The 20,680-nt window shown below is 64.6% G+C and carries 19 protein-coding genes and 3 pseudogenes; 13 read left to right on the top strand and 9 right to left on the bottom strand.

The genetic code is table 11. From position 1 onward, the window contains the following. Positions 1-3 precede the first annotated feature (3 nt). Positions 4-564 carry a redoxin family protein gene (locus AC23D4_RS01875; RefSeq protein WP_472890344.1) on the top strand — a complete coding sequence of 187 codons (561 nt, stop codon included), beginning with the start codon at positions 4-6 and terminating at the stop codon, positions 562-564. 12 nt (positions 565-576) lie between these two features. Here the strand turns inward: AC23D4_RS01875 and AC23D4_RS01870 are convergent, their stop codons facing one another. Continuing rightward, positions 577-939, bottom strand: a complete 363-nt coding sequence (locus AC23D4_RS01870) for a translation initiation factor Sui1 (protein ID WP_472890345.1) — start codon at positions 937-939, stop codon at positions 577-579. A gap of 59 nt (positions 940-998) precedes the next feature. Here AC23D4_RS01870 and AC23D4_RS01865 point away from each other — a divergent pair, with 59 nt between their 5' ends. Next, positions 999-2,246, top strand: coding sequence for a DEAD/DEAH box helicase (locus tag AC23D4_RS01865; protein ID WP_472890346.1), 1,248 nt, complete (start codon positions 999-1,001; stop codon positions 2,244-2,246). Between the two features lie 48 nt (positions 2,247-2,294). Here the strand turns inward: AC23D4_RS01865 and AC23D4_RS01860 are convergent, their stop codons facing one another. Together AC23D4_RS01860 and AC23D4_RS01855 are read right to left on the bottom strand one after the other, a co-directional pair. After that, the gene (locus AC23D4_RS01860; RefSeq protein ID WP_472890347.1) at positions 2,295-2,642 is read right to left on the bottom strand and encodes a DUF6172 family protein; all 348 of its coding nucleotides are present in this window, start codon (positions 2,640-2,642) and stop codon (positions 2,295-2,297) included. A gap of 54 nt (positions 2,643-2,696) precedes the next feature. Further along, a complete protein-coding gene (locus AC23D4_RS01855) occupies positions 2,697-3,005 on the bottom strand; it encodes a hypothetical protein (RefSeq protein ID WP_472890348.1) in 309 nt (102 codons plus the stop codon). A gap of 92 nt (positions 3,006-3,097) precedes the next feature. Between AC23D4_RS01855 and AC23D4_RS01850 the strand changes: the two genes are divergently transcribed. Beyond that, positions 3,098-3,694: a 3'-5' exonuclease family protein gene (locus tag AC23D4_RS01850; RefSeq protein ID WP_472890349.1), complete on the top strand. Its 597-nt coding sequence runs from the start codon at positions 3,098-3,100 to the stop codon at positions 3,692-3,694. Here the strand turns inward: AC23D4_RS01850 and AC23D4_RS01845 are convergent. Both AC23D4_RS01845 and cysQ read right to left on the bottom strand, forming a co-directional pair. After that, positions 3,634-4,035, bottom strand: coding sequence for a hypothetical protein (locus AC23D4_RS01845; protein WP_472890350.1), 402 nt, complete (start codon positions 4,033-4,035; stop codon positions 3,634-3,636). The genes AC23D4_RS01850 and AC23D4_RS01845 overlap by 61 nt on opposite strands. Before the next feature lie 79 nt (positions 4,036-4,114). Continuing rightward, a complete protein-coding gene (gene cysQ / locus AC23D4_RS01840) occupies positions 4,115-4,885 on the bottom strand; it encodes a 3'(2'),5'-bisphosphate nucleotidase CysQ (RefSeq protein ID WP_472890351.1) in 771 nt (256 codons plus the stop codon). 71 nt (positions 4,886-4,956) lie between these two features. Between cysQ and AC23D4_RS01835 the strand changes: the two are divergent. From AC23D4_RS01835 to AC23D4_RS01815, 5 genes and pseudogenes are all read left to right on the top strand, one after another. Next, a pseudogene (locus AC23D4_RS01835) lies at positions 4,957-5,124 on the top strand (hypothetical protein); the annotation flags it as partial. 657 nt (positions 5,125-5,781) lie between these two features. Next, complete coding sequence (gene cysD, locus AC23D4_RS01830) at positions 5,782-6,681, top strand: sulfate adenylyltransferase subunit CysD (protein ID WP_487623734.1); 900 nt, start codon at positions 5,782-5,784, stop codon at positions 6,679-6,681. Then, positions 6,681-8,581: pseudogene (cysN, locus tag AC23D4_RS01825) on the top strand (sulfate adenylyltransferase subunit CysN). Before cysD ends, cysN begins: the two are co-directional and overlap by 1 nt. 387 nt (positions 8,582-8,968) lie before the next feature. After that, positions 8,969-10,342 (top strand): tyrosine-type recombinase/integrase, encoded by a 1,374-nt coding sequence (locus tag AC23D4_RS01820; protein WP_472890352.1) that lies wholly within the window; start codon positions 8,969-8,971, stop codon positions 10,340-10,342. A gap of 117 nt (positions 10,343-10,459) precedes the next feature. Next, on the top strand, positions 10,460-10,792 hold the full coding sequence (locus tag AC23D4_RS01815) for a helix-turn-helix domain-containing protein (RefSeq protein ID WP_472890353.1): 333 nt from the start codon (positions 10,460-10,462) through the stop codon (positions 10,790-10,792). 211 nt (positions 10,793-11,003) lie between these two features. Here the strand turns inward: AC23D4_RS01815 and AC23D4_RS01810 are convergent, their stop codons facing one another. The 4 genes from AC23D4_RS01810 to AC23D4_RS01795 form a co-directional block, all read right to left on the bottom strand. After that, a complete protein-coding gene (locus AC23D4_RS01810) occupies positions 11,004-11,870 on the bottom strand; it encodes a nucleotidyl transferase AbiEii/AbiGii toxin family protein (protein ID WP_472890354.1) in 867 nt (288 codons plus the stop codon). Positions 11,871-12,049: 179 nt separating this feature from the next. Further along, positions 12,050-12,871 (bottom strand): IS21-like element ISThsp19 family helper ATPase IstB, encoded by an 822-nt coding sequence (gene istB, locus AC23D4_RS01805; RefSeq protein ID WP_487623626.1) that lies wholly within the window; start codon positions 12,869-12,871, stop codon positions 12,050-12,052. Next, a complete protein-coding gene (gene istA, locus AC23D4_RS01800) occupies positions 12,861-14,405 on the bottom strand; it encodes an IS21 family transposase (RefSeq protein WP_487623627.1) in 1,545 nt (514 codons plus the stop codon). The genes istB (AC23D4_RS01805) and istA (AC23D4_RS01800) overlap by 11 nt, the downstream gene beginning before the upstream one ends. 125 nt (positions 14,406-14,530) lie before the next feature. Next, positions 14,531-15,460 carry a type IV toxin-antitoxin system AbiEi family antitoxin domain-containing protein gene (locus AC23D4_RS01795; RefSeq protein ID WP_472890608.1) on the bottom strand — a complete coding sequence of 310 codons (930 nt, stop codon included), beginning with the start codon at positions 15,458-15,460 and terminating at the stop codon, positions 14,531-14,533. Between the two features lie 462 nt (positions 15,461-15,922). On the opposite strand from AC23D4_RS01795, the gene AC23D4_RS01790 reads away from it, so the two are divergent. The 5 genes and pseudogenes from AC23D4_RS01790 to AC23D4_RS01770 all read left to right on the top strand — a co-directional run bounded on the left by AC23D4_RS01790 (position 15,923) and on the right by AC23D4_RS01770 (position 20,669). Continuing rightward, the gene (locus AC23D4_RS01790; protein ID WP_472890609.1) at positions 15,923-16,681 is read left to right on the top strand and encodes a hypothetical protein; all 759 of its coding nucleotides are present in this window, start codon (positions 15,923-15,925) and stop codon (positions 16,679-16,681) included. Positions 16,682-16,791: 110 nt separating this feature from the next. Continuing rightward, positions 16,792-17,397, top strand: a pseudogene (gene istA, locus AC23D4_RS01785) (IS21 family transposase); the annotation flags it as partial. Positions 17,398-18,227: 830 nt separating this feature from the next. Further along, a complete protein-coding gene (istA, locus tag AC23D4_RS01780) occupies positions 18,228-19,739 on the top strand; it encodes an IS21 family transposase (protein WP_472890610.1) in 1,512 nt (503 codons plus the stop codon). Then, positions 19,726-20,490 carry an IS21-like element helper ATPase IstB gene (gene istB / locus AC23D4_RS01775; RefSeq protein WP_472888557.1) on the top strand — a complete coding sequence of 255 codons (765 nt, stop codon included), beginning with the start codon at positions 19,726-19,728 and terminating at the stop codon, positions 20,488-20,490. Before istA (AC23D4_RS01780) ends, istB (AC23D4_RS01775) begins: the two co-directional genes overlap by 14 nt. Continuing rightward, positions 20,487-20,669, top strand: a complete 183-nt coding sequence (locus AC23D4_RS01770; protein WP_305335885.1) for a hypothetical protein — start codon at positions 20,487-20,489, stop codon at positions 20,667-20,669. Before istB (AC23D4_RS01775) ends, AC23D4_RS01770 begins: the two co-directional genes overlap by 4 nt. Positions 20,670-20,680: the final 11 nt, after the last annotated feature.

Raw genomic sequence — 20,680 nt, 5'->3', positions numbered from 1 at the left:
CTCATGAACGCCGCTCACAGCTGGTGGGAGCGCCTGCGCCAGAACCTGCGCACACGCTGGAAAAGCCACCTCGGCACGCTGGCGATGGTGCTGGCCGTGGTGTTCGGCGTGCAGGCCTGGCAGACGCGCAACGTGCCCTCGGGCTCTGCGCCCGAGCTGGCCTTCACCCTGATCCAGCCCAATGGCAGTCGCATCGACACCACCTTGGCCGCCTGGCGCGCGCAGCACCCGGGCCAGCCGGTGGCGCTGCACATCTGGGCCGAGTGGTGCCCCATCTGCCGCACCGAGGAACACAGTGTCACGCGCCTGGGGCGCGACTGGCCGGTGCTGACCGTGGCGATGCAATCCGGTCCGCCCGATGCCGTGGCGCGTGTGCTGGTGAAACGGGAATTGCCCTGGGCCACCGCGGTCGACACGCGCGGCGCACTGGCGCAAACGCTGGGCTTTCGCGCCGTGCCCGCGTTCGTGGTGGTGGATGCCGATGGCCGTCTGCGCAGCGCCAGCGTGGGCTACACCAGCGAGATCGGTATGCGACTGCGGCTGTGGTGGGCGAAGCTCGTGTAGCGACGCGGGCGTTCAGCCCCCGGCGCGTTTGACCTTGTGCCCCTGCGCCTGCAGCGCGGTCATCACCTTGTCCACGTGATCGCCCTGGATCTCGATCACGCCGTCCTTCACCGTCCCGCCCGTGCCGCAAGCCGCCTTGAGCTGTTTGCCCAGCGCCGTCAGGCCCGCGGCATCCAGCGCCACGCCTTTCACCAGCGTCACCGCCTTGCCGCCCCGGCCCTTGGTTTCGCGCGACACGCGCACGGTGCCGTCGCCCGCGGGCACCACCGCCTGCTTGCAAATGCACCGCGCCACCGGTTGCCGGCAACCAGGACACATGCGACCCGCTTCGGTGGAGTACACCAGGCCGCCCAAAGATGACAACTTGCTTTTCATGGGCCCGCATCGTAACGCGGGGCTGCCCCGCGGGGGCCGACCGTTAAACTTCACCCCCCATGCCATTCATCTCCCTCGGGCTTGCCCCCATCCTCGCCCAGGCCGCCGCCGAACTCGGCTTCACCGCGCCCACCCCCATCCAGCTGGAAGCCATCCCCGCCGTGCTGAGCGGCGCCGACCTGCTGGCCACGGCCCAGACCGGATCGGGCAAGACCGCGGCCTTTGCCCTGCCGCTGCTGCAACGCCTGCAAACCGGGCCCATGCACACACCGCGGCGCGTGCGCGCACTCGTGCTGGTGCCGACGCGCGAACTGGCCGCCCAGGTGGGCGAGGTGCTGCGCAGCCTGGCGCAACACCTGCCCTCCCGCCCGCGCATCGCTGTGGCGTTTGGTGGCGTGTCCATCAACCCGCAGCTCATGGCGCTGCGAGGGGGCGCCGATGTGATGGTCGCCACGCCAGGGCGCCTGCTTGACCTGGTGGAGCACAACGCGCTGCGCCTATCGGCCGTGGAGCTGCTGGTGCTGGACGAGGCCGACCGATTGCTCGACCTGGGTTTTGCCGACGAGCTGGACCGCGTGCTCGCCCTGTTGCCCGCACAGCGACAAAACCTGTTTTTCTCGGCCACCTTCCCACCCGCGGTGGAAGCCCTGGCGGGGGGCCTGCTGCGTGACCCGCAGCGCGTGGACGTGCCCACACCGGCGCAGGCAGAAGCCGTGATCCTGCAGCGAGCGATCGCGGTCGACGCGAGCCGTCGCACCCAGCTGCTTCGGCAACTGATCAAGGACAACAGCTGGGAGCGTGTGCTCGTGTTCGTGGCCACGCAATACGCCGCCGAGCGGCTTGCCGCCAAGCTGCACCACGGTGATCTGTTCGCCACGTCGTTCCACGGCGGTCTGAGCCAGGGCGCGCGCAAGCAGGCGCTGCAGGAGTTCAAGGAAAAGCGCTGGGACGTGGTGGTCACCACCGATCTCGCCGCGCGCGGCATCGACATCGCGCAACTGCCCGTTGTGGTGAACTTCGACCTGCCGCGCTCGGCGGTGGACTACGTGCACCGCATCGGCCGCACCGGCCGGGCGGGCGAAAGCGGCCTGGCCGTGAGCTTCGTGAGTGCCGACACCGAGGCCCATTGGCGCCTGATCGAAAAACGCCAGGGCTTGAGCCTGCCGCTGGAACAATTGCCCGGGTTTGAGCCCACCGATGCGGCTGCGCCGGCCGGGCCGGCGGGCGGCGGCATCAAGGGCAAGCGCCCGAGCAAGAAAGACAAGCTGCGCGCAGCGGCGGCCGCGAAGACCGGCCAGCCCGAGTAGCGGCGAAGCCGTCAGCCGCCCGCTCGCCGGGCGGCCCGCTGCGAAGCCTCAGTCGTCGGAATCGGAAGGCACGGGCGAAGACCCGTCATCGTCCTTAGCCGCCAGGCCAGCCGGTCGCGGCTGGCGCACACCGGGCTTGGCCAGCAGTTCCACATAACACTGCTCGCCACCCGCCTTGGCCAACACATCGAGCAGGCCGATCAGCTCGGCCGGGTTGGCGGTTTGTGCACTGTCCTTGTCCGCACCGAAGCGGCAGTCGAAATCCCAGAACGTCGCGCCTTCGGGCAGATCGCGGCGGCGTTCGCGCTTCATGTATTTGCGGATGTCGTGCTTGACGGCATCGAGCACGCGGTCGGGATTTTTGCCCTCGGGCCGCAGGGGATAGGTTTTTCTCATGGGGAGTCCTTCAAAGGGAGTGAGCGCCCAGGGAGGACGTGAACGGGGTAGCGATTATGCGGGCAAGACGATCTGGTAGCCGCCTTCGTCCAGGTGCCGGTGCGGTCCGAACACCGCTTCGACGGCCGCCGTCTCGGCGAGCTGCCAGTGTTCGAACACCGTGCGCTCCTCCACCGTGAGCGCTTCCACGTCGGGCGTGTCGCCATACCGGGCCACGATGGCCTGATAAGCCGAGTACACCGGCGCCACCAATGCGGCGTCCCCCAGGGCCGCCTCCAGCGCCTTGCGGAACAGCCGCTCGGCCGCCTGGCGCTGCGCGGGCGTGGTGTCGTCGGACACGTAGAGCTGGAGTGTGTAGGTCATGAAGGCATCGGGCACAAAGGAGTGCATCGGGGCGCGTTGCACAATGCCCTGATTATCGATCCCGCCCACAGCGGCCACCCGCCACCGACCCCATGCAAACCACCCGCCCCACGCCCGACAAGGAAGCCATCGCCCTGCTGCCTGAATTTGACCGCCTGGGCCTGGACCGCATCACGCTGGTGGACACGGTGGTGCAGGCCCGCGAAGCCGCGGCGGCGCTGCGTGACCATGCGGCCTGGGGTTTTGACACCGAGAGCAAACCCACGTTCTTCAAGGACCAGGTGTCCGACGGGCCGCACATCGTGCAGCTCGCCACGCTGCAGCACGCCTGGGTGTTCCAGCTGCAGGACCCGGCCTGCCGCGAGCTGGTGGCGGGCCTGCTCGCCGACGCGGCGTTCACCAAAGCCGGTTTTGGCCTCGGCGACGACACCAAGCGCATCGTGAGCAAACTGCTGGTGGAGCCGGCCGGCGTACTGGAGCTGAACCACGTCTTTCGCCAGCAGGGTTACCGCAAGGACATGGGCGTGAAAGGCGCGGTGGCGGTGCTGTTCAACCAGCGCTTCATCAAGTCCAAGAAAGCCGCCACCTCCAACTGGGCCAATCCGCGCCTGAGCGAAGCGCAACTGGTTTACGCGGCCAACGATGCGTACGCCGCGGCGCGGGTGCACGCGGCGCTGCGCCGCTCATGAGACTCCAGTGCCTGTGCGCTCTGGCACCCGCTCAGGTGCGGACGCACCCGGCTGTCGCCCTGCCGATGCAGGCCAATGCCACCGGCACCCCCACCCAAGCCTGCTGGAACATGCCGATCGGCGACAGGTGGCTGCTGGCGCGAAGCCGGGAGTGCCTTCTGCCGGAAAATTCGGTCCAGCAGCGGAAGCAGCGCCGAACGCTCCAGCTCCAGCGACACCAGCAGCAAAAGGATCAGCGTCGCCAGCGCCAGATTGAAACAGCGCGCCAGCAAGGCCTTTTCGTCGATCAGGCCAAACAGGAAATACGCCGCGGCCCACAGGCCAACACCGCAGCCGACCACCGGCCCTGGACCAGCCGCCCCAGCAGGACCATGATGGACAACAGTGTCAGGGCAGCGGTCATCGCAGGTCCGCCGCGCTTCAGCGCAGACCCCAGGCTGCAAAGTGGGGGTTGTCCAGACCCGGTTTGCCGTAGCGCAGCGGCTGGCCGTCCAGCCGCTCGACCGCGCCACCCGCACCGCTGAGCACCGCGTGACCGGCGGCAATGTCCCATTCCATGGTGCGGCCCAGACGGGGGTACACATCGGCCTGCCCGCTGGCCACCAGGCACAGTTTGAGCGATGAGCCTGCGCTGACGTTGTGCGCGACCTTGCGCCCGGCCAGAAACGCGTCCAGCGCGGCCGCGTCGCCGTGCGAGCGGCTGGCCACCACCGACAGGCCTTCGGGCGGCACGGCACGGCAGGCAATCGGTGTGCGCTGGCCATCCTGCTCCACCCACGCACCCAGGCCCACGCCACCCGCGTACAACGCGCCCAGGGCCGGGGCCAGCACCACACCCAACACCGGCTGCCCGTGCTCCACCAGCGCGATGTTGACCGTGAATTCGCCGTTGCGGCTGATGAATTCCCTGGTGCCATCCAGCGGATCCACCAGCCAGAAGCGTTCACCGATGGCGGGCTGTGCGCCACCCGACACCGCCTCTTCGCCGACCACCGGAATCCCGGGTGTGAGCCGGGCCAGGGCTTCGGTGATCAGGTCTTCCGCCTGCTGATCGGCCGCTGTCACCGGCGAGGCGTCGTCTTTGCTGACCACGTCGAAGTTGGTGGCGTACACCGCCATCACCAGCTCACCCGCAGCGCGCACGATGGGCACCAGTTGCTGCAACAGGTCGGCGTGGTTGGGTGCGCTCATGGACGGGACTCCCCCTCAAACAAACCTGCCGATCATTCTATCGAATGGTTTAACAAGACTCATTCAATTAAATGTTTAGCACAGGGAAAGCCCCCATGAGCGGCAACCAGATCACCGTCGAAGCCTTGAACAGCCAGCGCCGCCAGGCGGTTCAGTTGCGGCTGGAAGGCCACACCCTGAGCGCTGTGAAACAGGCCACGCAGCTGAGCGCGCCCACCATCATCGCGGCGGTCAAGGCCTTCAAGACGGGCGGCTGGGCCGCCGTCACGGTCAACCCCCGACGCGGGCGACCGGCCGCGCAGGCCTCTGCATTCAGCCCCGCCCAGGAACTGGCCCTGCTGCGCCACATGCTCAGTGGCGACGGCCCAGCGGCCTGGAACGTGAACCAGGTGGCGCAATGGTTCAGCGAACACGGCCTGGTGGTGGGGCGGACCGGCATCCTCCAGTGGTGCCGCCGCATCGGCCTGTACCTGCCCGATCAAGCCCTGCCGCCGAGCCAGCCCGGACGCAAGCGCTATCAGCTGCGCAGCTTCCCGCTGCGGCTCGACCCCGGCCATTACCAGGCCCTGGGCTGCCGACCGCTCAGCCGTGTGGCGGTCGACAGCCGCGGCGCCATCCACTGGCGCCTGCATGCGAGCGACGCCCTGCAGGCCAGCGACCACCTGGCGCTCTGGCGTCCGCTGGCCGATGCCAGCCACAAGCCCACCACCTTCCTGCTGGCTGGCGCCACCACTTTGCAGCGTCTGCCGGAAATCGCTGCCTGGCTGCAGCAGCGCAGCGGGTCGGTGGCCCTCCAGGAACCCGAGGGGACCGACGCCACGGACGCCACGGACGCACCGGTCCGCCCCGCCACCCAACGCGCCCTTCTGTCACCCCAGTCATCCGAAAGCACACCCATGACGCTGACCCACCTGCAACGGCTGGAAGCCGAGAGCATCCACATCATGCGAGAGGTCGTGGCCGAAACGGACAACCCGGTCATGCTCTACTCGATCGGCAAGGACAGCGCCGTCATGCTGCACCTGGCAATGAAAGCGTTCTACCCGTCCAAGCCCCCGTTCAAACTGCTGCACGTGGACACGCGCTGGAAATTCCGCGAGATGTACGCCTTCCGCGACCGCATGGCCAGGGAACTGGGCCTGGAGCTGCTGGTGCACATCAACCCGGACGGCATCGAGAAGGACATCAATCCTTTCACGCACGGCTCGGCCATCCACACCGACATCATGAAAACCGAGGGCCTGAAGCAGGCGCTGGACCTCTACGGTTTTGACGCGGCCTTTGGCGGCGCGCGCCGCGACGAAGAGAAGTCCCGCGCCAAGGAGCGCATCTTCTCGTTCCGCTCGGGGCAGCACCGCTGGGACCCCAAGAATCAGCGTCCCGAGCTCTGGAAGCTGTACAACGCGCGCAAGCACAAAGGCGAGTCGATCCGCGTGTTCCCGATCTCGAACTGGACCGAGCTCGACATCTGGCAATACATCCACCTGCAAAACATCCCGATCGTGCCGCTGTACTACGCGGCCGAACGCCCGGTGGTCCGCCGCGACGGCACGCTGATCATGGTGGACGACGACCGCATGCCGCTCAAACCGGGCGAAGTGCCGATGATGAAAAAGGTGCGCTTTCGCACCCTGGGCTGCTACCCGCTCACCGGCGCCGTGGAGTCCGAAGCCGCCACGCTACCCGAGATCATCCAGGAGATGCTGCTCACCACCACCTCTGAACGCCAGGGCCGCGTGATCGACCACGATGCCGCCGCGTCCATGGAAAAGAAGAAGCAGGAAGGGTATTTCTGATGGCACACGTTTCCGACCTCATCGCCACCGACATCGGCGAATATCTCAAGGCCCACGAACACAAGAGCCTGCTGCGCTTCATCACCTGCGGCAGCGTGGACGACGGCAAGAGCACGCTCATCGGGCGCCTGCTCTACGAGTCCAAGATGCTGTTCGAAGACCAGCTCGCCGCCGTGGTCGCCGACTCCAAAAAGTTTGGCACCCAGGGCGACGCCATCGACTTCGCCCTGCTGGTCGATGGCCTGGCCGCGGAGCGCGAACAGGGCATCACCATCGACGTGGCCTACCGCTTCTTCTCCACCGACAAGCGCAAGTTCATCGTCGCCGACACCCCCGGCCACGAGCAGTACACGCGCAACATGGTGACCGGCGCCTCGACGGCCGACGTCGCGATCCTGATGGTCGATGCGCGCAAAGGCATCCTCACGCAGACGCGCCGCCACAGCTACCTCACCTCGCTGATCGGCATCCGCCACACCGTGGTCGCCATCAACAAGATGGACCTGGTGGACTACAGCGAAAAGACCTACCGCAGGATCGTCGAAGACTTCGAAGCCTTCGCCAGGCAGATCGGCCTGAGCGACGTCACCTTCATTCCGCTGTCGGCCTTCAAGGGCGACAACATCGTCGAGCCCAGCGACCGCATGCCCTGGTTCCACGGCACCACGCTCATGGGCTACCTGGAGACGGTGGAAATCGATGAGGCGCGCCAGCAGAAAACCCCGTTCCGCATGCCGGTGCAGTGGGTCAACCGCCCCAACCTCGACTTCCGCGGTTTCTCCGGCACCACGCGGGCGGCATGGTGAGGGTGGGCGACCGCATCCGCACACAGCCTTCGGGCAAGGAAAGCACGGTCGAGCGCATCGTCACCTTCGACGGCGACCTGCAACAGGCCGTGGCCGGCCAGTCCATCACGCTGACGCTGACCGACGAGATCGACATCTCGCGCGGCGACATCCTCTCGCAGGCGCAAGCACCCGCCGGTGTGGCCGACCAGTTCGAGACCACCATCGTCTGGATGCACGAGGAGCCGCTGTTCCCCGGCCGCCCCTACCTGCTCAAGATCGGTACCAAGACCGTCACCGCCACCGTGACCGAGATCAAGTACCAGGTCAACGTCAACACCATGGAGCACATCGCCGCCAAGAAGCTCGATCTGAACGCCATCGGTGTCTGCAACGTGAACCTCGACCGCGCCATCCCCTTTGACCCCTACGCCGAAGACCGCGACACCGGCGGGTTCATCCTGATCGACCGCCTGTCCAACAACACCGTGGGCGCCGGCCTGCTGCACTTCGCACTGCGCCGCAGCCAGAACATCCATCTGCAGCACGTGGACGTGCACAAGGCAGCGCGCAGCGAGCAAAAGGCCCAGAAACCCTGCGTGCTCTGGTTTACCGGGCTCTCCGGCGCCGGCAAATCCACCATCGCCAACCTGGTCGAAAAAAAGCTGTTTGCCATGGGGCGACACACTTACCTGCTGGACGGCGACAACGTCCGCCACGGCCTGAACAAAGACCTGGGTTTCACGGAAGAAGACCGTGTGGAGAACATCCGCCGCGTGGGCGAAGTCGCACGCCTCATGGTGGACGCCGGCCTGATCGTCCTCACCGCCTTCATCTCGCCGTTCAGGGCCGAACGCCAGCTGGCCCGCTCGCTGGTGGCCGAAGGCGAGTTCATCGAAGTGTTCGTGGACACTCCGCTGGCCGTGGCCGAGGAGCGCGATGTCAAGGGCCTCTACAAGAAAGCCCGGCGTGGCGATCTGAAGAATTTCACGGGTATCGACTCGCCGTATGAACGCCCGCAGAACGCGGAGCTGGTGCTGCCGGCCTCGACCCTTTCTTCCGAGGAAGCGGCTGAGCGCGTGATCGAGCTGCTGCGGGAACGTGGCATCGTGTGACGATCCTGACCGGGTCAACCGCCATCGAGACAAGCGCACAACGGCTGCCCCATGGGTTGAAACCAGGACACAAAAAGAAAAGGACTTGCTGCTAGATTTCTAGCAACAAGCCCTTGATATAAATGGCGTGGCGGGATTCGAACTCGCTACCCCTTGCACCCCATCGAAATATACGTGAAATCTTGCGGGATTTCCTGGGACGTTATGGGACGACATTAGTTGTTAAAAATCATATAGTTACATTGAATACTTGATCCCAGGACGTCCCACAAAATACACTGACAGCGTTTTTTCGGTTTACCCCCCGGTTTACCCCCCAGGACCTGTATGACGCGATATCCGAAGTCAGGAAAAGGCAAAAAGTGGACGGCTCTGGAGCTCAAGTCCGTGCCCCTGACGTGGCGCGGCGACATGCTGAGCGACGGCGACGGACTGACCGGCGAAGTCCGGGTCGTCGGTGACCAGACCATCTCCATCCACTTCAAGTTCGCCTTCAAATGGAACGGCAAAGTGGCCTGGCACTACTGTGGCACCTGGCCCGCTCTGTCCATGGAACAGATCCGCCGGCAACGCGACGAGGCGCGTGATCTGGTCCGTTCCGGCGTCAACCCCAACGACCAGAAGAAGGCCGAGCGCATCGAGAACCAGGCCGCGGTCGAGGCGACGATTGCGCAGGCAGCCGCCGAGGCCAGCCAGAACAAGCCCTTCAAGGACATGTTCGACGCCTGGCTGGCCGATGGCGTGGCCCGCAAGGACGGCAACGCCGAACTGCGCCGATCTTTCGAGAAGGACGTGCTGCCCGTGCTGGGCGAGAAGCCCGTGCGCAGCATCACCGAACACGACCTGCGCAAGGTCCTGCGGACCATGGTGGCCCGTGGCGTGAACCGCATGTCCGTGCGCGTGCACCAGGACCTGGTGCAGCTGTTCGCCTGGGCGGAAAAGCGTCAGCCCTGGCGCGGCCTGCTGATCGAAGGCAACCCGGCCGACCTGATCGAGATCCGCAAGATCGTCTCCAAGGACTTCGACATGGTCAACGAGCGCGACCGGGTGCTGACGGCCAGGGAGCTGCAGGAACTGCAGTCGATCTTTGAGCGCATGGAGGCCGACTACGAAGAAACCCCGGCCGGCCACAAGTACGAGGTGCAGCGCCCGCTCAAGCGCGAGACCCAGCTGGCCATCTGGATCTGCCTGGGCACGCTGTGCCGCATCGGCGAGCTGCTTATGACGCGTTGGGAAGACGTGGACCTGGTGGAGCGCTACTGGACCATCCCGGTCGAAAACGTCAAGGGGCCGATGGGCAAGAAGCAGGGTCACCGGGTCTACCTCTCGGACTTCTCGCTGCGCCAGTTCCAGGCGCTCAAGGCGCTGACCGGAACAGCGCCCTACTGCTTCCCCGCCCGCAACCACAAGCAAGACACCCACATCGACGTCAAGACCGTGTCCAAGCAGGTCGGCGACCGCCAGATCCAGTTCAAGACCCGCAAGGACCTGTCACGCCGTGCCAACGACAACGCGCTGGTGCTCAAGAGCGGCAGCCATCGCGAATGGACACCCCACGACATGCGGCGCACCGGCGCCACCATGATGCAGGCGCTGGGCATCCTGCCCGACATCATCGACCGCTGCCAGAACCACGTGATGGCCGGCAGCCGGGTGCGGCGGCACTACCTGCACCACGAGTTCGCGGACGAGAAGAAAGCGGCCTGGGAGAAGCTGGGGCAGCGGATTGATGACATCCTGGCGCAGACAGGCACGACATGACAGACCAAGGAAGCCGACTCAAGTGCCTTCAAAGAGAACATCGGAAGAATGACCAAGGGAGCAGCCCACAAGCTTTGCCTATTTTGTTAGGCGTTTCGGCCATCAACGCCCAGATCAATGAGCACATTTATCACACCCGCGCGCGCTGCTGAACAGGTGGTACAGCTTGGACAGCGCATCCGGATCGCTCGCATCCGCCGGGGCTGGTCCGTCGCTGATCTCGCCAGCAAGGCGGGCATCAACCGCAACACCCTGACGGCGCTGGAGCTGGGCCGACCAGGCACGGGAATCGGTGTGTTTATCACCGTTGTCTGGGCACTGGGTCTGGACAAATCCGTGGACGCCGTGGCAGACCCCGACACCGACCTGCACGGCAAGGCACTTGAGGCCGCGCGTCGCCCCACGCGAGCGGGCAGACCCAGGAAGCCCAGCGACGACTATGACTTCTGACCGCCAGGCCTACGTCTGCATCCAGGTGCCCGACCGCTGGCTGCATCTGCACCGCCGGGGCCTACGACGACGGGCTGGTCTCCAAGAGCGGCGGACGGCGCGATTGAAGCCGTTGAGTCACTTCGTCCCGCACGATAACAAAGGCAAAGTTATCGTGCGAATCGGTTGTTATCCACAACTCAGAGCTGGCGTTGGCGTCTGACGGCCGCAGTCAGGGCCACGGCAGCGACCGATACAGCGCGCGAACGTGCGCCATCGCCTCTTCGAAGTCGGGCAGCTCGCCGTCCACATCATCCCGAAGACCGGCATACCCTTCGCGCGCCATCTCGATCACCACCTTGTCGTCCATGGACGCAGCGGTGGGCTCAATGCCCTTGCTGCGGCAGGAGTCCACCAGCATCTGATGAATCTGGGCCTGTTCGTTGGCCGAGAACGCATCGACCGATGCCAGCAGAAGCCAGATGTCGTAGACGTCCTGGCGGCGCTTGCGCCTGCGAATGGGCTGCTGCAACAGCGAACGCATCTTTTCCGCGATGACGTTGTGCAGCGAGTACGAGTGGATGGTCGCTCCACCCTCAAGCTCCAGCAGCTCGACCTCGAACACCGCTTCATTGAAGCTGTAGTCGATCTCCACCACGTGTGGCGAGTTCTTGGCCCGCAGCCTGGCCATCGCACCGGTGCTGGACCTGTCGGCGAACCCGATCGTCAACGCCAGGTTGTGGTGCGTCCGGTTCTCGCCTTTGGGCTGGACCTTGCGCGACTGCAGGCGACAGGCCGTCCCGTAGGGCAGCCGGTCCTCAGCCGCCACCAGCCCTGCTTCGAACTCGGCCAGCAAGGCATCGGCGTTCTCTGCCGTGTACCGCTCGCGAGTCGAAAAATCCAGGTCACGCGTGAATCGGGTGCTGTCGTAGCGGATGGCCAGTAACAGCCCGCCCTTCATCACCATGCGGGCCTGCAGGTTCTGCGAGCGGCCGATGCCGTCCAGGATGATGTGCACCGCTTCGCGGAACCCGCGCTGATCGGCCGGCGCCGCATCCACCCAGGCCTCGATGTCGATTTCGTGTCGGCGCCGATCCAAATTTGAGCCACCGTGCCGACTGAATATTGAGCCAGGGGTGGAAGCCGACTTTTGTGGGGTCGGCTGTGGATAAGTGTAGGTGCTGTCCTGGTTCGGCGATCTCCTTGTTGTTGTGTTGAAGGCGCTGTGCAAGCCGCGCAGGGCGTAGCCTGTAGCGGCTTGCACAGCACGGCACTTGCTCAGAATGGGTCGGGCTCAGCCTGCGTCGAGGTATTCTTTCGCGCCTGCTCGCGGGCCTTGATACGCTTCTTGGCTGCAGCTGTGCTGCGACTGAAACGGATCGACTCGTTGCCTGTCTCCACGATGTGGCAGTGGTGAGTGAGACGGTCCAGCAGCGCGGTGGTCATCTTCGCGTCGCCGAACACGCTGGACCATTCTGCGAAGTCCAGGTTGGTCGTGATCATCACGCTGGTGTGTTCGTACAGCTTGCTCAGCAGGTGGAACAGCAACGCCCCGCCGGCCTGGCTGAACGGCAGATAGCCCAGCTCGTCCAGAATGACCAGGTCCATGCGCAGCAGGCTGGCTGCGATGCGCCCGGCCTTGCCTTGGGCCTTCTCCTGCTCCAGTGCGTTGACCAGATCGACCGTGGAGTAGAAGCGCACCCGCTTGCCGTGCCGGGTGATGCCCGAGACGCCCATGGCCGTGGCCAGATGGGTCTTGCCTGTGCCCGGCCCGCCCACCAGCACCACGTTGTGCGCCTCGTCGGTGAAGGCCGTGGTGGCCAGAGTCTCCACCAGCTTGCGGTCCACCGGCGAGACCTCGAAGTCAAAGCCCGCCATGTCGCGGTGCACCGGGAACTTCGCCGCGTGCATCTGGTGGCTGACCGAGCGCATCGCGCGGTCCGTGCCCTCGGCCTGCAACAGGTGCTCGATCAGCCAGCGCGAGGACTCGATGCCCACACCGCCTCCCTTACCACCCCCTTGCTCGACCAGATCGGCCCACGCCCCGGCCATGCCGTGCAGGCGCAGTGCCTTGAGTTCGACCAGCACATCAGTCTTCATGGCCGGCTCCTTCGGTGGTCACTCCCACAATGTTGCCCACGGTGTCCGAACGCAGGCTGTCGTAGCGAGCCGTGTTCGCCAGCGGCGGCGTGCTCACCTTCAACAGTGTGGCCGCCGTGGGCGGTATCGGCTGCGCGTTGAGCCGGTTCAGCACGTTGACCACATGCTCCACGCTGACCTTGCCCGGTGGACCGCTCTCCAGTGCCAGCTCGATGGCCACCAGCACCGCGTCCAGACCGGCGCTGAGCACAATGGCCAGCACCTGCGCCATCACCCGGTCGCCACCCGGGTTGCGCAGCAGCCCTCGGCGCAGCCGCTGCAGGGCCTCGGGCATGTCGGCAAAGGGCGCGCCGTTCCTCAGGGCACCGGGCTTCCTCTGCAGCAGCGGGATGTAGTGCTGCCAGTCGTACCGGGTCTCGCCCGCGTTGCTCAGCCGCTCGTGGCGCGCCACGATGGTGTCGTCGGCCACGATGGCCACGCTGCCCGGGTACAGCCGTGTGCTGACCAACTGGCCGACCCGTTCGCACGGCACGGAATATCGGTTGCGCGCCACCGACACCAGGCAGGTGCTGGAGACCCGCGCGGGTTTCTCGACGTAGCCGTCGAACGGCACCGGCATGGGCATGAGGTGCGCGCGCTCGTGTTCGAGCATCTCGGCCACGCTGAACTGGGTGTGCTCGGGGTGGCGCACCTCGTCCCACAGCGCGCGGCAGCGCTGGCCCAGCCAGGCGTTGAGTTCGGTGAAGCTGCCGAACTTGATCTTGGCCGCGTCGATCCAGATGCGCCGACGGCTGTCCTGCACGTTCTTCTCCACCACCCCTTTCTCCCAGCCGCTGGCCACGTTGCAGAAGTCCGGGTCGTACAGGTAGTGCGCGCACATGGTGGCAAAGCGCTCGTTGACGATGCGACCCTTGCCCTTCTTGACCTTGTCTACAGCGGTCTTCATGTTGTCGTAGATGCCGCGTCGGGCCACACCGCCGAGTGCCGCGAACGACCGGGTGTGGGCATCGAACAGCATCTCGTGGCCCTGGCTGGGGTAGGCCACCAGCCAGAAGGCCCGTGAAGCACACAGCTTCATGTGTGAGACCTGCACCCGGTAGTAGATGCCACCGATCACCATGCCTTCCTCGCTCCAGTCGAACTGGAAGGCCTCGCCCAGCTCGAAGGTCAGCGGCACGAAGGCGTTGCCCGCAGACCCCTGACCCTCGCTCTGGCGCCATGCCCGGATGAAGTCGGTCACTCGCGTGTACCCGCCCTCGTAGCCCGCGCGCCTGATCTCGGCGTACAGCGCCTTGGCCGTGCGCCGCTCGTGCTTGGGCCGACGTGCATCGGCCTTCAAGGCCTGCCTGAGTGCGTCATGGAACGCCGTGAGTTTGCTGGGCTGTTCGCCGCGCCGGTACTTCGGCGGGCCGTCCACCTCGCCGTGCAACCACTTCGCCACCGTGTTGCGCGAGAGCCCTGTCATGCGCGATATCTCGCGCTCCGATTTGTTCTTCCGGGCATGCAAATGCCGGATCCTGCCAATCATGTCCATGGTGATCACTCCTTGTCCTCTGCTGCACATAAAAACAGCAGAGTAGGTTGTTCACCTGGCTCAGTTTTGGGTCGGCACTACCCTCAAAAGTGGCTCAGTTTTCGGTCGGCGCCAACAGATTTCGTTCACAAAGCGTCCTCGGAACCCCCAGGCATCAGGGACGCCACGTTGATCGAGAGCTTCCACTTTTCTGAGAAATGTGGTGCGTACTCCCCAAGTGGGTCCAGCAGCCTGGAGCCGCCGCGCTGGGCCTTCTGCGTCCAGCCGTCCACCAGCGGGTGCCGAAGCTGGCAGACCTCTTCGAGCAGGTAGCCAGCACGGACTTTTTCGACCGCGTTGCCATGCTGCTCAACCTCCTCGGCGATGAGCGCCAGGTACCTGGCGCCGTGTTCGCGGTACGTGTCCACGACGTGCTGCATCCCGCCACAGTTGCCCGGCTCACGCACCATGTCCAGGAAAGCCCTGCCGACCATGGCGACCCGGATCGTGGGGGACTTGATGGCCTTGAATGCCCCCCGGCTGGAGCGACGCATGAGCTCGACACGCATGCCTTCGACGCGATCAAAAACCGGTCGCCTGAGCAGTGGTAACTTGGCCTTCTGAAAGGGTTCCATGTGCTCACGCAAGTCTTTCAACATCCGGTCCTTGGCCAGTTCCTTCCACTCTGTGTCCGGTGGCGTGGTCAGGTACAGGATTTTGGAGAACCGGTCCGTCAGCCCGTGAAACTCCATGGCACTGAGGTGAGAGATGTAGGCAAACGGGTCGGCCGCACACGCGACCTCCATGGCCTTCGGCTTTGCGCGCCCGAACAGGTGGTACACCGTCCCTGGCTTGAAGTCCTTGCTCGGGGAGATCAGGCCAAAGGAACCCAGGCTCTCGACGACCTTCTCATAGAGGCGAAGGGTTGGCTGTTCTTCAAGATGAGCCATCTGTGAAGTCATCAGCATAGCCAGCTCGTAGTCGGTCACGACCGGACGCTCCCAGCTCCCAAGCTTTTCCTGGATGGCCTTCATCACTGATGGAAGATGCGTGGAGTGATCGACTTCGACCGCCAAGAGGTATCCTTTGTGTCCTAAGGACACAAAGGATACCTCTTGGAATCGTAACTTGTCAAGTCAATGATTTGACGAATTTCATGGATCGTCATAAACTGCGTCCTTAGGACGCAGTTTATGACGATCCAGATGGAAATATGAGCTGTCAGCAATCCTAAACAGGTGTTCCGTTGTCTTGTCGAATAGTTTGATTCGACGAAAAAAAGGAACATTCCCGTAGTGCAGTCCGGTCGGGAAGAGGTGCCCAGGATGCATAGAAAAATTGTCGCAGTTGACCCAGGAGGACAACTGTCGCAAGAAAAACATCCATCCAGTCGACCGGACAAGACGGCCCATCGATTCACAACGCCTCGCCCAGAGACGTACCCTGCCCTCACCGCATCAAGCCAGAAAATCGCCCCAGCGCTCACGGCCCAACGCTTCCTCTTCAAAAACCAGCCCGAGACCTAGGATGATCGGCACATGGAAGCGTCCGACACCACCACACAACGCAACTACTACGACGACCTGGCCAGACGCGCCGTGGGCCACGGCCATCCCCTTGAAGCGGCCATCGAGCAGGCTGCAAGCGCCTATCTGGATGGGAAGCCTGCGACACAAGGGAAACGCAAGCTCACCAGAAGGGAACGCGACAGCCAGTTCTGGTTGAGTCGCACGGTGAAAGACTGCCCCACCAGTGCCTGGTCCACCGAACCCATGGTGCTGGCCCTGGCCCGGTACCTCAGTCAGGAGCAGCTTGCGGTCGAAGGCCTGATCAACGCGGTCGCTCGAATCGCGCCCGATGCCCTGATCCGGGCGGTCAGGTACTCCGGGCTGGTCCTGAACCAGGAATCACCCCGGCGAGCGGAACTCACGCTGGCGGGAGAAAGCTGCCCGGCAGTCAGAGAGCTGTGCCGCGTGCTGGACATCTTTGATCAGGCGCATCGGCTGCGAGTGAAGGCTGTGCAGACCGCAAGAGACCGATTGACTCACCTCTCGGCCTTCGACTTCCTGGTCTATGCGAGCCTCTACGCCTTCGAGTGCCTGGTGGGCAAAGACATCGCGGCCATGAAGGCCGGGCAAGCGACTGAAAGTCGCACCGAGCTTGCCTGGCATGCCATCAATGATTTACTGGCTTGGAAGCTGGAGACGGCGGATGAGTCGTCATTGAGGCTGAACGATGCAAGCATTGGTCTGTCCCTCGCCCGACATCTCCGCCCCATTCTGTTCGACGAATGTTGATTTCCACGTAAATCTGACCCCTCTGGACTGAGTTTTTTCATCCAACTTTGACCCCTTGAGTAAGGTCTCCTGCTTGTTTTTTGAGCAGGAGGGTTCAAGGAGTGATCAACGTGGGAACACTGGCAAAGATCCGCAGGATGCACCTGCGCGATGGCCTTCCAATCAAAGAGATCGAGCGGCGCACGGGCCTGGCCAGAAACACCATCAAGGTGTGGCTGCGCAAGGGCGAGATGGTCCAGCCCAAGTACCCCCAGCGGGTGGTGGTGAGCAAGCTCGACGGCTTTACCGAGACGCTGGCGACCTGGCTCAAGGCCGACCAGCACCGCGGCAAACGCGATCGCCGCACCATCAAGGCCATGTACGAAGCCCTGGCCGAGCAGGGTTACACCGGCGGCTACGGCCGGGTGGCCGCCTTTGCCCGGCGCTGGCGAGAAGAGCAGTCGGGCAAGGTCGGCAAGCCCGCCTTCGTGCCCTTGAAGTTCGCGCTGGGCGACGCGTTCCAGTTCGACTGGAGCACCGAGTACGCCTGGGTGGGCGGCCTGCGCCGGCGCCTGGAAGTGGCGCACACCAAGCTGTGTGGCAGCCGCGCCTTCTGGCTGGTGGCATATCCGACCCAGAGCCACGAGATGCTGTTCGATGCCCATGCCCGGGCGTTTGCCGCCTTCGGCGGCGTGCCCCAGCGCGGCATCTACGACAACATGAAGACCGCTGTGAACGGCTGTCAGTTTCCGCGTAAATCTGGTGTCGGGAGCAAGCCAGACGCGTTCACCCGCTTCAGTCAGCTGAATGCCTTGAACTTCCTTTGAGTTGAATGGGGGGTGCCCGTTCTGCAGGGCACTGAGGTGTGCCGGGGGGGGGGCGTGCCTGCTTTGGCCGTGGCATGGCGGGCATGAGTCAGCGCAGGGGTATGGCGCAGCGCTGGTGTTTTGCGTTACATATCGCCTACCCGTGTAAGAAGCAGGCGCGACAGTGACAGTCACTTTCCGGTAAACCCACTGTCGCGCCCCGAGACCCACCGCTTTGGAGGGCGCCGTTGCCGCTGTCAGTATTTCACGAAGCGGGCGTGGCTGTCCATAGCATGGGCTCACGCATGGGAATGGAGCGCCCATGCCCACTGCCCAGCCCGCGCCGTCACCACCGCCCAGACGCTTTGTGTGCGCCCTGTGCCGCTGCCCTGTGCTCATCTGCAGCCACTGCGACCGCGGCCAGCGCTACTGCAGCGCGGCCTGCTCGCACCAGGCCAGAAGTGGCGCCCAGCGCGCAGCCGGCAAACGCTACCAGGACAGCCGCAAGGGCCGTCACGCTCACGCCAGACGCCAGGGGCAATGGAGGGCGCGCCAGCAAACAGTGACGCATCAGGGTAGCCCACCACCGCCCTGCACTGATGTACTCCCACCCGGCGAAACAACCGCTCTGATCCCAGACGCAAGTCAACGCTGCAAGTGCCAGTTTTGCGGCCGTTCGGTCTCGAATTTTGTACGCCTGGACTATTTGCGTTGCCGCTTTCGTCGCCCATCGAAACCATCCGTATGGAGTACCGACTCACATGGCCATTTCACCTGAACTCACGGCGCAGATCCTGCGCTACCACCACGCCGAGCACTGGCCGGTGGGAACGATCTCGTCCCAGCTGGGCGTGCACCGCGAGACCGTCATGCGCGTGCTCACCCAGGCCGGCGCCGCCCCCATAGTGCCCGCACAACGCACCTCGGGCGTGAGCCCCTACCTGCCCTTTATTGAAGAGACCCTGAAGCAGTTCCCCAACCTCACGGCCAGCCGGTTGCACACCATGGTCGCCGAGCGCGGTTACGAGGGACGCCCCGACCACTTTCGCCACATCGTCGCCAGGCACCGTCCACGCCCCCCAGCACAGGCCTACTTGCGCCTGCGCACCTTGCCCGGTGAACAGGGGCAATGCGACTGGGGCCACTTCGGCCACATCCAGATCGGGCAAGCCAGGCGACCCCTGATGGCCTTTGTGATGGTCCTGTCCTGGTCCAGACGCATCTTCCTGCGCTTCTTCCTGGGCGCGCACATGGAGAACTTCCTGCGCGGCCACGTCCAGGCCTTTGAATCCTGGGAGTCCGTTCCCAGGGTCGTCTTGTACGACAACCTCAAGAGCGCGGTGCTCGAACGCAGGGGGCAGGCCATCCGCTTCAATCCCACCTTGCTGGCACTCTCGGCGCACTACCGCTTCGAGGCCAGGCCCGTGGCCCCGGCCCGGGGCAATGAGAAGGGCCGCGTGGAGCGGGCCATCCGCTACATCCGCACGGCCTTCTTCGAGGGACGCACCTTTGACGGCCTCGACGATCTCAATGCCCAGGCCGATGCCTGGGTGAACGGGGCAGCCAGCGCTCGGCGCTGCCCCGAGGACTCCCAGCTGTCGGTGCAGCAGGCCTTTGACCAAGAGAAGGCGCACCTGATGGACATCCCGGTCACACCGTTTTGTTGCGATGAGATCCGCGGCGTGACAGCGGCCAAGACACCCTATGTTCGCTTTGACCTGAACGACTATTCCATCCCCCACACCCACGTACAGCGCAGCCTGAGCGTGCACGCCAGCCTGCATGAGGTGCGTATTCTGGACGGCCAGCAGGCACTGGCCACGCACCCGCGTTGCTGGGACAAGGCTCAGCAGATCGAGATCGAGGCCCATGTGCAGGAACTGGTGCAGCACAAGCGAGCCGCGCGAGCCCATCGCGACACGGACCGCCTGGTGCACGCGCTGCCTCAGGTGCAGGATTTGCTGACAGAGGCGGCCAAGCGGGGTGAGCCGCTGGGACGCATCGCCCGTGAGTTGCAGGAACTCCTGGATGTGCATGGACGCACGCAGATGACGGCCGCCGTCGCCGATGCCATGAGCCGCGGTGTGCCGCACCCCCATGCGGTTCGTCTGGCGCTGCAACACCAACGCCAACGCCAGCGCCAGCAGCAAACCCCGCCCCCGCTGGGCGTGGCCCTGTCCGCGCAGGTGCGCGCGCGCGACATCGCCGTGCGCCCCCACAGCCTGGACAGCTATGACCGTCTCACGCAGGAGAGTGACGATGCCAGCAACTGATTCGGCCACACTCAAACACCGCGCCCAGGCGTTGCAACTGCACGGGGTGCTGGCCAACTGGAGTACCTGCTGCACCGAACCCTGGGTGGGCACATTGCTGGACTGGGAAGAGCAGGAGAGAACCCGCCGATCCATGGAGCGGCGCCTGCACAGTGCGCGCATCGGGCGCTTCAAGCCCTTGGTGGATTACGACTGGCGCTGGCCCGAGCAGATTGACCAGGCCAGCGTGAGCGAGCTGATGACGCTGCAGTTCCTGCAAAACGCCAGCAACGCCATCCTGGTGGGGCCCTCCGGGGTCGGCAAGACCACGATCGCGCAGAACATTGCGCACCAGGCGGTGTTGCAGGGACACACCGTCCTGTTCACCACCGCCGGCAAGCTGCTGGGCGAGCTGGCCAGTCTGGACAGCGATTCGGCACTGCGCACCCGGCTGCGCCACTACGCCAGGCCAGAGCTCCTGGCCATTGATGAGGTCGGGTATCTGTCGTATTCCAGCCGCTATGCCGATCTGCTGTTCGAGTTGATCAGCCGGCGCCACGAGCACAAGAGCACGCTGATCACCACGAACAAATCGTTTGCCGAGTGGGGTGAAGTGTTCCCCAACGCGGCCTGCGTGGTCGCACTCGTGGACCGCCTGGTCCACCACGCCGAAATTGTCGGTATCAAGGGCCAGTCGTACCGGCACAAGGAGGCACAAGAACGCGCCCGGGCGCGCACCGCAAAGCGCAAACCGTCGAAGGAAACAGCATGAAGCCGTGGCACCCGCCTTCAGGACTGCACCATGGGCTGCCCTTCACGGTGGACGACACCTGGACACCAGAGCAGGCCTTGGCGGTGATGGAGTTGCTTGATGATCTGCGCGATCGCGTCTGGACCCATTACGGCCGGGTCATCCAGAACCTGCTGCGCGAGCAGCGCGTGACACAGTGAATCGCTGGACG

This window comes from Hydrogenophaga sp. L76, assembly GCF_057654755.1.
The sequence above is the reverse complement of the archived record's forward strand: the minus strand, read 5'-3'. Positions and strand labels throughout refer to the sequence as shown.